The organism is Clostridium sp. C2-6-12 (assembly GCF_009928485.1).
GTDB lineage: Bacteria > Bacillota > Clostridia > Clostridiales > Clostridiaceae > Clostridium.
Window position 1 is genome coordinate 166,134 of sequence record NZ_JAABNP010000002.1, and the last position, 12,049, is coordinate 178,182.

Here is a 12,049-nt window from a genome sequence, read left to right on the forward strand (position 1 = left end):
ACGTTATAATCTAAAATATACATTGTCAATTGTACATTTGTTAATTATGATAACTCTTAATTTTATAAGCTTTTCAAAGTTCAATAAATTTATATTTTCATAGGCACGAAAAAAGACCTCAAGAGTTTTATACCTTTGTGTATTCTCCTCTTTGAGATCTTATATTAATTCCAAACAAAACATAACCAAACGCAACATAACTATATATAAATATAACAACGTTTCAATATACTTTGTCAATATATAAAAAATATTTATTTTTTTCTATTGGTGTATTGTTTTTTTATATGAATAATGCTACTATGATTAAAAATAATTATAAAACATGACAAAACACAACCAAACATAACTATTAATTTAATATTGAATGTGGGGTTTTATTATGAAAAAGAATATTGTATTAATTACTTTAACTACTTTGGTTATATCTATGTTTGCTATTGGCTGTGGTACTCAAAAAGATTCAACTTCCACACAAAAGGAGGCAGCTAAAACTTCAGAGCCTGCTATAGAATTAAATGTTTCTGCTGCTGCCAGTTTAAAAGAAGCTATGACAGATATACAAGCAGAATTTAAAAAAGTTAAACCTAATGTAACTTTAACTGTTAATTATGGAGCATCTGGTTCCCTTCAACAACAAATAGAACAAGGAGCTCCATGTGATATTTTTATTTCTGCTGGTCAAAGCCAAATGAAAGCATTAAAGGATAAAGCTTTGCTTCAAGACGATACAGTAAAAGATTTAGTTAAAAATGATTTAGTTTTAGTTGGCCCTAAGGATACTGCTATTACTAGTATTTCAGATTTAAATACGGATAAGGTAAAAAAAATAGCTGTTGGAGAACCTAAAAGTGTTCCAGCTGGAAAATATGCTGATGAAGTTTTCGCAAGCCTAGGAATTAAAGATTCTGTAAACTCAAAACTTGTATTTGCTAAGGACGTAAAAGAAGTACTTGCATGGTCAACTTCTGGAAATGCTGAAGTTGGTTTTGTATATAAAAGTGATGCCTTAAGCAGCCCTAATTCAAAAATTATAGAAACCATAGCTGCTGATAAGCATTCACCTATAACTTATCCTATAGGAGTAATAAAAGCTACGAAAAATCCTGATGCTGCAAAAGCATTTGAAGACTTTTTATTTACTGATACTTGTAAAGTTATATTTGAAAAATATGGTTATGGAATAGCAACGAAATAGCAAAAATGGACAAGAGTAATAATAATTACTGCTTGTCCGTTGTTTAAATTAGATTAGAAGGAGGAGTTAATATGGATTTTTCACCATTATGGATTTCAATAAAAACATCTTTAGTTGCTACAGTTATTACATTCTTTTTAGGCCTCGTAATATCTTATTTAGTATCAAATTTCAAAGGAAAATCTAAAGGGCTAATCGATGGATTATTTACCCTGCCTTTAATTCTTCCTCCTACTGTGGTAGGTTTCTTTTTATTACTTATCTGTGGTAAAAATGGTCCTGTAGGAAAGTTATTAGAACTCTTTAATACTTCCATAATTTTTAGTTGGAGTGCCACAATACTTGCAGCTGTAGTAGTTTCCTTTCCAATGATGTATAGAACTACTAGATCTGCTTTTGAGCAAATTGATACTAACATTCTTTCTGCTGCTAGAACTCTTGGCCTTAGTGAATTTAAAATATTTCATAAAATTGCTATTCCACTAGCTATGCCCGGCATTATAGGCGGTTTAATCCTATCTTTTGCAAGAGCTATGGGTGAATTTGGAGCTACCTTAATGATAGCAGGAAATATTCCTGGTAAAACTCAAACAATGCCTCTAGCTATATTTTTTGCAGCTGAAGGTGGAGATATGGAAAAAGCAATGCTTTGGGTTTCAATAATCGTTCTCTTATCCTTAGCTTTAATTGTTATTTTAAATTATTGGTCTGAAATTCAATTAAAACTTATTGGAAGGAGGAAATAAAGATGTCACTTCAAATAAATATAGAAAAAAGATTTTCTTCTTCTTTTAACTTAAAAGTAAATTTTGAGCATGAAAAAGGTATTTTAGGCTTTTTAGGTTCCTCTGGTTCTGGAAAAAGCATGAGCTTAAAATGTATATCTGGTCTTGAAACTCCTTCAAGTGGGAAAATAATTTTAAATGATAAAACTTTTTTTGATTCAAAGAATAAAATAAATTTAAGCCCTCAAAAGAGAAAAGTTGGCTATTTATTTCAAAATTATGCCCTCTTCCCTAACATGAATATAATTGAAAACATTGAAATTGGTGTTTCTAATTTACCTGAAGCTAAAAGAAGACCTTTATGTATGGAATATATTGAAAGATTAGGTCTCTTAGGACTTGAAAAACATTATCCATGGCAGTTATCTGGAGGGCAACAACAAAGAGTTGCTTTGGCAAGAGCACTTATAACAGCTCCTGATATATTGCTTTTAGATGAACCTTTTTCTGCTTTAGATCAACATCTTAGAAATAATTTAGAAAAGGAACTTATGTCTATATTGAAAACTTATAAAGGTGATGTTATTTTTGTAACTCATGATATAGCTGAAGCATATAGAGTTTGTGACCATATCATAGTATATGAAAATGGAACTGCTTTAGAAAAAAGAGAAAAAAAGGATTTATTTAAGTCTCCAAAATCCCTTACTGAAGCTATTTTGACAGGCTGTAAAAATATTTCTAAAGCAAAAAAAATAGACAATCATACTATTTATGCTGAAGATTGGGGACATGAATTTAAAGTAAATAATGAAGTTCCTGAAGCTGTTACACATATATGTATAAGAGCTCATGATATGGAAGTTTGCAGCACAGATAATTGTGAAAATACATATTTTTATACAGTAGAAAATATTGTAGAAAATCCATTTGAATTTACTTTATTCATGAAAAATAAGGAAGACCTTCTTTCAAGCCAAATCGAATATAAACTCGAAAAAAAGAATATGAATTTTAAAATAAACGATACTGTTGCTCTTACTTTTCCACAAGATAATATATTTTATTTTTAAATATAACTTAAAGTAAAATAGCCAGAAGAACTATTGTATTAATTCTTCTGACTATTATATTTTCTTATATTATCTATTATTTCCTTTTCTACAAGATTTATATTAGTCTTTCCAATATAGCCAAATTCACATTTATTAAATTTAATGTAACTCATAGCTTTGTGAAAAGTTGAATGATTCATATATTTAGTATAGAAAAATATATAATCACAATTATTTAAAATACTTATATCAAAATTTTCATTAAATCCATTTAAGGTTCTTATTTCTGGATACTTTATTCTGAATCTACGCCTCCATTCCTTATCCCCACCTATTATTATAATTTTCTTATTTTGAATGTATTCATATAAATTAATCTCTAAATCTTCTATATGATTTTCTTCAATTATGCTAAGCTCATATTCTCGTAAAGCCTCTATTTCTGTCCTTAAATTCTCTTCTTCTTTTAATTTCTTTTCTAATTCCTTAATTTTATTTTCCATTTTTTGAAGTTCCTGCTTATGAAGATTATTCAAACTATTTATTTCATATGTTAAATTTTTTTCATTATTTTTTATTTCATCATTTAATTCCGTTAACTTTGTTTTTAATTCATTATTCTCATTTTTTAAAAAGCTTACTTTATGTTCTATATCCTTTAATTCATATGTCAATGATTCATTACTATTTTCAACATAAGAATTTCTTGTAGCTTTGTATTCATTAATGATCATTTGAATAAATATTCCGCTAATAATACTTGAAACTATTTTCTCTGGGTTTTTATCTTTTGTTGCTCTATAATAAGATAATATTATTTTATCTATATTAATAAAATTGTTATCTAAAAAAATATGATTTATATCAATTTGGTTAGTTGCAAATAAATCTTCAAAAAAACTCCCTGAATTACTAATATCTATATTTCTATTAGTTATAATGTCTTTATAATTTGATATTGCTCCATATTCCCTTTTTATTAATGATTTTATTTCTTGAATTTGAAGTTTATATCGATCTAATTCTAATTCAACATTTTGATTTATTAAGCTTCTAAATTCAAAATCTTCAATATCACTTAAAATTGAAGTTACAAAACCATGATCCACTTTTTCTGGTGATAAGTATACAGCTAAATATAAATATATGGCCGCATCTAATTTAGCTTCCATATTCCTTGTTATTATGTCCATTTTAAGATATTTATTCTTTAATTTTTCCTTATCGAATTTTCTAACTGTATTAAAAATAACAGGATAATATTTTCTAAAAAGTTTGATGATTTTATTTCTTATAGAATTATCACTTTCAGCCAACAAAAGAATCCCTAACACTTTTCTTGCATAAAATTCATTTTCAAAGGTTCCTTGTTTAATAACCACATGATTTGCACAAGGCGAATCAATTACAGCATTATAGTATTTCAACGGATCACTATTATATACTTTATCTACTTCCTTTCTCATTTCTTTATTATTAGCTATACCAAGGCTTATATTAGAAAATATATAATCTACTAATATATCACTATTAATATCCCATTGGTTACAAATAATTTCTGAAAAATAAGTTATATTCATTTTACTTAAGTTTACCTCTTCAATTTGCTCCATTAAATTCACCTCCCGTTATATTTTGTTTTTATGAATTTATAATTTCAGTCAATAAATAATTTATAATTAGCAGTTTATATCAAAAATCCAAAAAGATATTTCAGGAAAGTTCAGCACTGTGGCATAGCCGATTATTTTATCTATCTATTGTGATTTATTATTAATATATAATCATTTTCTCCAGTTTTTGAAGCTTCAAAATTTAAATTCAGTCTTTCCAATTCACTTTCTAACCAAAATGGAATATGACTGCAAGTAACTACTAATTCCTTAAATTTATTTTCTAATAAAAATGGTTTTAACACCCGCTTAGTTGTAATTCCAATATTAGCTTCCTGTAATTTTTTTAAATTTAAAGTATAGTAACCACTACTACCAATCTCCTTTGGTAAAAAACTTTCTTTTTCATTGTCTGTTTTTACATTATTAATAATTTTAATTTCTTCCTCCTCTTCCAGCTCCTTTTCAAATACATATTCAAGAGTTTCATATTGATCCCCTTCCATTTTCCAAATGCTTACTCCAATATTATCTAGAAGCATATATATTAAATTAGGAATTTCTTTAGCAACTAATACCTTGCAATCCTCTAAAGCATTTGAAATTTTCAGTGCATCTAATCCTAAATTATCTTTTTCCATTACTTGAGTAAAATCAAACTCAGTTTCCTTCTTAAGTTTCCAACTATTATTATCTTTTGTAAAAATTCTTACAAATCCACTTTTATTAAAATCTGCAATTTGCTCAAGGCTATTTACGTATAATGCAATTTCTTTCTTCATGTTAAACCTCCTCGCCTTTTATTGTATTCAAATATTTATATAAACAAAAAAGTCTAATTCCTATACCCTTAAGTATAAAAATTAGACGCCATAGTCTTTATTTAATAATGTTAATTTATGAGTAATATAATCAATTTTGCTTAATCCCTTACTTAATTATAAATTTTTGTGCTCTTATTATCAATATTTTTAGTAAAATAATTTTGTATTTATATTTCAATTACTTTCTAGCACAATTACTTGCTTGTCCAGTTAATATTTCTAAACCATGGTTTAATTCCGTTATTATATATTCTAAACATTCTGTTACTGCCTTTGGACTTCCTGGCAAATTGATTATTAATGTTTTATTTCGTATTGTAGCAGTTGCTCGACTTAACATTGCTCTTTTAGTAAATTGCATGCTATAGGCTCTCATAGCTTCTGGAATACCTGGAACAATTCTTTCACCTATTGCCAGGGTTGCTTCTGGCATGCAGTCTCTTGGTGAAAAGCCAGTTCCTCCTGTTGTAAGAATAAGATCTGCAATATTTTCATCACAAATTCTCTTCATTTCAGAACTCAGCATTTCTTTTTCATCTGGTAATACAATCATATGTATCACTTCGTATCCATTATCTTCAACGATTTTTTTAATAACAGGCCCACTTTTATCTTCTCTTTCGCCTGCATATCCACTATCACTAGAGGTAATTATTGCTACTTTGAACATATTAATTCATCTCCTACTTTAATATTTCCGCCATGTATAACCTTAGCAAAAACACCTTCTCTTGGCATTATACAATCTCCAACTCTATGAAATATCTCACAATGAGAATGGCATTGTTTACCTACTTGAGTTAATTCTAATACAACATCATTACATTTAAATTGAGTTCCAATTGGCAAAGTTTTAAAATCAATACCTTCTACTAATAAGTTTTCTCCAAAGTCTCCATCATGAACATCACCACCATTAGCATTAAAATCAACTACCTTATTATAAGATAATAAACTTACTTGTCTATGCCAATCGCCACCATGTGCATCATTTTCTAGTCCAAACCCTTCAATAATATTGCATTCACCTATATTTTTCTTTACTGTACCTCTTTTTTCACTAATACATATTGCAATAACTTTTCCCATTTGTATTTCCTCCTAATTAAATTAAACTTTAAATTGTTGACTGTTAACTGGGTTTCAACCACCAATTTGAGACATGGTATGCTTCTCTAAATCTTCTAATATATTTTCTTCTAAAAAATTATTTTTTAGAGGTTTATTGTATATTGTGTTTTGTATAATACGAATTAGATCTTCTTCATTTATTCTATTTCTTACTAAAGCTCTTAAATCTGTCCCCTTATCATATTGTAAACATGTTTTTAGAAAACCTTGAGAAGTTAACCTCACTCTGTTACAGCTATCACAAAACTTATGAGTAACTGCACTTATAAATCCTATTTTTCCTTTAAAATTATCTATTGTATAATAACTACTTGGACCATTTCCCAAAGGTTTATCATATGGTGTTATTTTCCCAAGTTTTTCTTCAATAATTTCTTTTATCTTATCTTCACTTATTCCTTTCATATCTTTCCCTAAGCCAATTGGCATAAGCTCTATAAATCGTACACTAATATTATTATTTTCTGCTAATTTTATAACATTTAAAATGTCTTCATAATTTTCTGCTTCAAGTGGTACACAGTTTATCTTTATATTCAATTTATCGTACTTAAGTGCTTTATTAATTCCATTCATCACTTTCTTTAATTGACCAACCCTAGTTAGCTTTTTATATTTATTCTCATCTAAGGTATCTAAACTTATATTAATTGCATCTAACCCTGCTTCGACTAAAGATTCAATTTGCTCTTCTAATAAAATGCCATTGGTTGTTAAAGTTACATTATCAATTCCATTTATATTCTTTATTTCTTTAATTAAATACGATAAATCCTTTCTAACTAAAGGTTCACCACCAGTAATTTTAATTTTGCTTATTCCTATTTTAGAAAAAACTTTACATAAAAAGATTATTTCTTCATAAGATAAGATTTCCGTGTGGTTTGCCCATGTTATTCCTTCTTCAGGCATACAATAAACACATCTTAAATTGCATCTATCTGTAACTGAAATTCTTATATAATCTATTTTTCTATTATATATATCAATCATTTATAAACTCCTTTATGTATTCAAGCAATGTACTTATGATTTCATCAATATTATTTATATTAATGTTCTTTATATCTTCAAATTCTGTTTCTATGTCAGTTATAATTGCTATTAATGTTTCTTTTTCACATACATAATTAGAAGAAACTGACTTCCTTACAATTTCAAATTTAGGATATTTTGATTGCTTAAAACCTTCTAACAAAATAATATGAGCCTCAGGAAATAACTTAATAATATCTTTTTCCGAAATATCTTCTACATCCTTAACTAACATAAACTTATTTTTTGAAAATATAGCCGTTCCATATGCACCAGCATCTTTATGCTTATAGGAATCTGTTCCTTCTACATCTGCCTTAAAATCGTGTCCATCATGCTTAATAGTGGCAACTTTATACCCCAAGCCTACTAATCTCGGTATTATTTTAGTTATTAAGGTTGTTTTACCCGAATTTTTTATGCCGCTTATTCCAATTAAAATAGGCTGCTTTTTATTTGTCATTAATAAATTCTCCACTTTTTCCACCTGTTTTCTTAACCAAATGAATTTCCGAAATTTCCATAGTTTTATCAATGGCTTTGCACATATCATAAATAGTTAACAATGCAATATTTACTCCTGTTAGTGCTTCCATTTCAACTCCTGTTTTCCCATCTATCTTAGCTGTGCAAATTGCTTCTATATAGTTATTTTCTTCATTTACTCTAAAATCAATTGTACATTTATTAATCATTAAAGGATGACACATTGGAATTAAATCTAAAGTCTTTTTACAAGCCATTATGCCAGCAATCCTTGCTACTCCAAGCACATCACCTTTTTCTACTTTGTCATTTAAAACAGCCTCAATAATTTCCTTGTTAACATATATTTTACCTTTGGCTATTGCTGTTCTTGATGTTATTTCCTTTTCCGATACATCAACCATAACTGCATTTCCTTTTGAATCAAAATGAGTTAGTTTGTTTTCCATGACATACACTTCCTTCTTAATTTTTTTCTATAAATAATGTTGCTTTTTAACCTTATTTATAATTTCATAATATGACTGGCTGTACAAGTTAAAAATATACTTACACCTTCTTAATGTCAGCATATTCTAATATGGCTTACCATAAATATTGTGAAGAATAGATATTCTAAACCATATTACCATATATATTCTTCAGAATATTTGCTAATAATGCGGGTTTAGGAACTTATATCTTAATTCAAACAATAAATTAATATATTTTATATCATAACAAAATAACATTTACTTTATCGCCTTTTTTTAGTCCTAATGTTCCTTTTCTTATATCAATAAGACAGTTACACCCAATCATAGATGATAATATTCCTGACGAATGCTTACCTTGTGGAAGTTTTACAATGCCTCCATTATAAAAGCCTCTTATAAATCTTCGTCTTTTGCTTTCTTTATTAAATTCTTCATCCATAGTCCCACTAATTCTAGTAGGTTGTAATGTTTTATTACCACTTAATTTAGCTAAGATAGGTCTTGCTAATAACTCAAAGGTGGTAAGTGCTGCAAAAGGATTTCCCGAAAGAGAAAGTATTGGTTTATTTTTATATAACGAAAACATTGCAGGTGTTCCAGGTTTTAAATTTACCTTCCAAAATAATCTTTCAGCTTTAAGAATAGGTAATGCTTCATGTAAAATATCTTTTTGCCCTACAGAAACTCCACCTGTAGTTACAATAAAATCAACTTGATCTATTATTTCACTTATTTTATTAGCAACTTTAATACCTTCATCTCCAATTATTTCTGAAACAATTTGTTTTATTCCAAGCTCATTTAATCTAGAATATATTAAATGTAAATTACTATCGTAAATTTTCCCTTCTTTTAAAGGATCTCCAGGAATTCCAACTTCATCACCTGTTACTAATAAAGCAATTTTAGGATTATTCTTTACTTTAACCTTTGAAATTCCCATACTTGCCATAATTCCTATATGTACATAGGTTAAAAATTCACCTTTTTTTATTAGTAAACTTCCTTTATTTATGTCTTCACCAGCAAAACAATAATTATCATATTTAGAAAGCTCTTCATAGATTTCTACTATACTTTCATCATAATTGGTATTTTCCTGTCTTATTACACAATCAGCTTCTTTGGGAATTTTAGCTCCTGTCATAATCCTTATGGCTTGCCCTTTTTCAAGAACTTTTTCACTATATCCACCTGCAAATACAGAATCTATAACTTTTAACTTAATTGGATTTTCCTTAGTTGCACCTTTAGTATCTTCTGCCATAAGAGCATACCCATCAACGGGAGATCTATCAAAGGGAGGATTATTTATTGGTGCATATATATCATCTTCTATAATTCTGCCTGTAGCTTCTATTAAATTTATTTCTTCCCATTCCTTTATCTGATTGACTTTATCCAGCATTATTTCAATAGCTTTTTCAAGTTCTATATTTTCCAATATCTATACTCCCTTTCCAAAACTGCAATTAGGATAATGGCATGGACTACAGCCCAAACATAATCCTCCATTGCCCAATTTTGCAATATCTTTTTTAGTCACTTTAACCCCTGCTGCTATCCTTGGAAGGACTAAATCAAATATTGTAGCTTTTGAATACATAACACAGCCTGGTAACCCCATTATAGGAGTTTCATCTTCAAAATATCCAAGCAAAAACATGGCACCTGGGAGCACTGGTGCACCATAAGATATAATTTCAGCTCCGCTTTCCCTTATTGAACTAGGTGTTAAATCATCTGGATCGACACTCATTCCACCTGTGCAAATAATAAGATCAGCTCCATTAGCTTTTAAATCCTTAATAGCATTTACTATCATTTCACTTTCATCATTTACTATTTTATGACCACAAACAGTAATTCCATATTCATTAAGTTTATTTACAACAACCGGAGTAAAGGTATCTTTAATTCTCCCATAATAAACTTCACTTCCAGTAGTAACTATTCCCGCTTTCATCTTTTTATATGGTATAAGCTCTAAAAGAGGAGTATTACCTGCAATTTTTTTTGCTTCATTTAATTTTTCTTCTTCGATAACAAGTGGTATAACTCTTGTACCAGCTAATTTATCTCCTTTTTTAACTGGAAAATTATTATGTCTTGCAGCAATCATTATTTCTTCTAATTCATTAATTTCATCTAATCTTTTAACATCAATTCTAAACAGCCCATCTGTCTCTGCAATTAGATCAATTTTTCCTTCTTTTACTTCTGATGGCTTCATATTTTCATTTTTACAAATATCATATAATACTTCTGCTGCTTCATTTTCATGAAGTGTTCCTTCTTTTTTCTCCCAAATATATAGATGCTCTTTACCTAAGGATAAAAGCACTGGAATATCTTCTTCTTTAACTATATGTCCTTTTTTAAATGCCGTATCTTTTACAACATCTTTTATAATTCTTGTTATATCATGACATAAAATATGCCCTACTGCATTTATTGTTTCTATTTTTTTCATTTTAACAACTCCTAATTAATTATATTTATCTTAATTTAGATTCTTACTTTTCATTATTCTGAAGAAAGTAACTGGTCCATGTTATAATTTACAACGTACATTGTTTAATTAACAATTTATATGGAATAATTTAAAATTAATTTTAAAACTTAACAATTCCTACTTATTTAGAAATAAAATTTCTAAGTTTTAAAATCAAAAAAACCGTATTATTTCGCCAAAAAGGACGCAAAAAATACAGCTCTACACAAAAGAATTTTAACAATTCTCGCCATTATTTACAAAGCATAGTCAACATCAAAAAATCATAGTTTATGCTTTTTGTAAATAATGCTCCTTTTCAAAAACGGAAGGCTAGACAGTTTCCCACATAACCCTGAAAGTGACTATTTCACTTTGGCGCAATATCATAGATTTTAATCCTTAGATATTTTTGCTTGGAGCTTATTTAATTTTATTTATTTAATGTTTCATAATCTTTAATATTATTTATATTGTCTAGAATATCTATATCAAATTCAGTATCTGATAAAGATACTATCTTAGCATTGACTTTAGATATTAAATTTAATAATTTATAATCCTTTTGAAATATCATTTCTTCAATTTCTGGGATTATCTTTTTTGAATAAATTCCACCTAATGGATGAATTTTACCCTTCCCATCTTTTGTAACTAATATTTTTTCTTCCCCTGTTATAAACTCACACAGATATTTTGTAAACTGCTTTGTAATTTTAGGCATATCACAAGCAACTACAAATACATAATCTTCATTAATATTTTTTAATGCTGAATATATTCCTCCAATTGGGCCAATATCTTTATATAGATCTTCAACTAAATCAAACTTTAATTCTTTATAGTTTTCTTTATTATCAACTGAAATATAAATATTGTTAAATTCAATTAATTGACTAGTTATATTTTCAATAAAACTCTTATTTTTATATTGTAGAAAAGCTTTGTTATTTCCATTCATTCTTTTGCTTTTTCCACCAGCTAAAACTAGTGCTGCTATTTTCATATAACC

Annotated in this window: 13 protein-coding genes and 1 riboswitch; of the genes, 3 read left to right on the plus strand and 10 right to left on the minus strand. The window is 27.9% G+C overall.

Annotated elements, in window-relative coordinates; genetic code table 11:
• Nucleotides 1–382: 382 nt before the first annotated feature.
• From modA to GXK56_RS02445, 3 genes are all read left to right on the plus strand, one after another.
• A complete protein-coding gene (modA, locus tag GXK56_RS02435) occupies nt 383–1,198 on the plus strand; it encodes a molybdate ABC transporter substrate-binding protein (protein WP_160684454.1) in 816 nt (271 codons plus the stop codon).
• Between the two features lie 71 nt (nt 1,199–1,269).
• Entirely contained in the window at nt 1,270–1,944 is a 675-nt protein-coding gene (modB, locus tag GXK56_RS02440) for a molybdate ABC transporter permease subunit (protein ID WP_160684457.1), read from the plus strand.
• A gap of 2 nt (nt 1,945–1,946) precedes the next feature.
• On the plus strand, nt 1,947–2,996 hold the full coding sequence (locus tag GXK56_RS02445) for an ATP-binding cassette domain-containing protein (protein ID WP_160684460.1): 1,050 nt from the start codon (nt 1,947–1,949) through the stop codon (nt 2,994–2,996).
• Between the two features lie 38 nt (nt 2,997–3,034).
• On the opposite strand, the gene GXK56_RS02450 is transcribed toward GXK56_RS02445, so the two are convergent.
• From GXK56_RS02450 to GXK56_RS02495, 10 genes are all read right to left on the minus strand, one after another.
• A complete protein-coding gene (locus tag GXK56_RS02450; protein ID WP_160684463.1) occupies nt 3,035–4,591 on the minus strand; it encodes a hypothetical protein in 1,557 nt (518 codons plus the stop codon).
• A 140-nt stretch (nt 4,592–4,731) separates the two neighbouring features.
• A complete protein-coding gene (locus tag GXK56_RS02455) occupies nt 4,732–5,373 on the minus strand; it encodes a Fe-only nitrogenase accessory AnfO family protein (RefSeq protein WP_160684466.1) in 642 nt (213 codons plus the stop codon).
• Between the two features lie 220 nt (nt 5,374–5,593).
• Nucleotides 5,594–6,085: a MogA/MoaB family molybdenum cofactor biosynthesis protein gene (locus GXK56_RS02460; RefSeq protein ID WP_160684469.1), complete on the minus strand. Its 492-nt coding sequence runs from the start codon at nt 6,083–6,085 to the stop codon at nt 5,594–5,596.
• Complete coding sequence (locus GXK56_RS02465; RefSeq protein WP_160684472.1) at nt 6,073–6,504, minus strand: MOSC domain-containing protein; 432 nt, start codon at nt 6,502–6,504, stop codon at nt 6,073–6,075. The genes GXK56_RS02460 and GXK56_RS02465 overlap by 13 nt, the downstream gene beginning before the upstream one ends.
• Nucleotides 6,505–6,558: 54 nt before the next feature.
• Entirely contained in the window at nt 6,559–7,539 is a 981-nt protein-coding gene (gene moaA, locus GXK56_RS02470; protein WP_160684475.1) for a GTP 3',8-cyclase MoaA, read from the minus strand.
• Nucleotides 7,532–8,044 (minus strand): molybdopterin-guanine dinucleotide biosynthesis protein B, encoded by a 513-nt coding sequence (gene mobB, locus GXK56_RS02475; protein ID WP_160684478.1) that lies wholly within the window; start codon nt 8,042–8,044, stop codon nt 7,532–7,534. Before mobB ends, moaA begins: the two co-directional genes overlap by 8 nt.
• Nucleotides 8,034–8,516 carry a cyclic pyranopterin monophosphate synthase MoaC gene (gene moaC, locus GXK56_RS02480; protein ID WP_160684481.1) on the minus strand — a complete coding sequence of 161 codons (483 nt, stop codon included), beginning with the start codon at nt 8,514–8,516 and terminating at the stop codon, nt 8,034–8,036. Before moaC ends, mobB begins: the two co-directional genes overlap by 11 nt.
• Nucleotides 8,517–8,781: 265 nt before the next feature.
• Nucleotides 8,782–9,987, minus strand: coding sequence for a gephyrin-like molybdotransferase Glp (gene glp / locus GXK56_RS02485; protein ID WP_160684484.1), 1,206 nt, complete (start codon nt 9,985–9,987; stop codon nt 8,782–8,784).
• 3 nt (nt 9,988–9,990) lie between these two features.
• Nucleotides 9,991–11,016, minus strand: coding sequence for a molybdopterin-binding protein (locus GXK56_RS02490; RefSeq protein WP_160684487.1), 1,026 nt, complete (start codon nt 11,014–11,016; stop codon nt 9,991–9,993).
• Between the two features lie 317 nt (nt 11,017–11,333).
• Nucleotides 11,334–11,471, minus strand: a riboswitch (molybdenum cofactor riboswitch).
• The gene (locus GXK56_RS02495) at nt 11,471–12,043 is read right to left on the minus strand and encodes a molybdenum cofactor guanylyltransferase (protein ID WP_160684490.1); all 573 of its coding nucleotides are present in this window, start codon (nt 12,041–12,043) and stop codon (nt 11,471–11,473) included. It overlaps the preceding riboswitch by 1 nt.
• Between the last annotated feature and the right edge of the window lie 6 nt (nt 12,044–12,049).

What these genes read in the sequence shown, in the direction of transcription:
- GXK56_RS02465 (WP_160684472.1), bottom strand. Translation starts at nt 6,504, where the DNA reads ATGGGAAAAGTTATTGCAATATGTATTAGTGAAAAAAGAGGTACAGTA.
- GXK56_RS02455 (WP_160684466.1), bottom strand. Translation starts at nt 5,373, where the DNA reads ATGAAGAAAGAAATTGCATTATACGTAAATAGCCTTGAGCAAATTGCA.
- GXK56_RS02495 (WP_160684490.1), bottom strand. Translation starts at nt 12,043, where the DNA reads ATGAAAATAGCAGCACTAGTTTTAGCTGGTGGAAAAAGCAAAAGAATG.
- mobB (WP_160684478.1), bottom strand. Translation starts at nt 8,044, where the DNA reads ATGACAAATAAAAAGCAGCCTATTTTAATTGGAATAAGCGGCATAAAA.
- modB (WP_160684457.1), top strand. Translation starts at nt 1,270, where the DNA reads ATGGATTTTTCACCATTATGGATTTCAATAAAAACATCTTTAGTTGCT.
- GXK56_RS02445 (WP_160684460.1), top strand. Translation starts at nt 1,947, where the DNA reads ATGTCACTTCAAATAAATATAGAAAAAAGATTTTCTTCTTCTTTTAAC.
- moaC (WP_160684481.1), bottom strand. Translation starts at nt 8,516, where the DNA reads ATGGAAAACAAACTAACTCATTTTGATTCAAAAGGAAATGCAGTTATG.
- modA (WP_160684454.1), top strand. Translation starts at nt 383, where the DNA reads ATGAAAAAGAATATTGTATTAATTACTTTAACTACTTTGGTTATATCT.
- moaA (WP_160684475.1), bottom strand. Translation starts at nt 7,539, where the DNA reads ATGATTGATATATATAATAGAAAAATAGATTATATAAGAATTTCAGTT.
- GXK56_RS02450 (WP_160684463.1), bottom strand. Translation starts at nt 4,591, where the DNA reads ATGGAGCAAATTGAAGAGGTAAACTTAAGTAAAATGAATATAACTTAT.
- GXK56_RS02490 (WP_160684487.1), bottom strand. Translation starts at nt 11,016, where the DNA reads ATGAAAAAAATAGAAACAATAAATGCAGTAGGGCATATTTTATGTCAT.
- GXK56_RS02460 (WP_160684469.1), bottom strand. Translation starts at nt 6,085, where the DNA reads ATGTTCAAAGTAGCAATAATTACCTCTAGTGATAGTGGATATGCAGGC.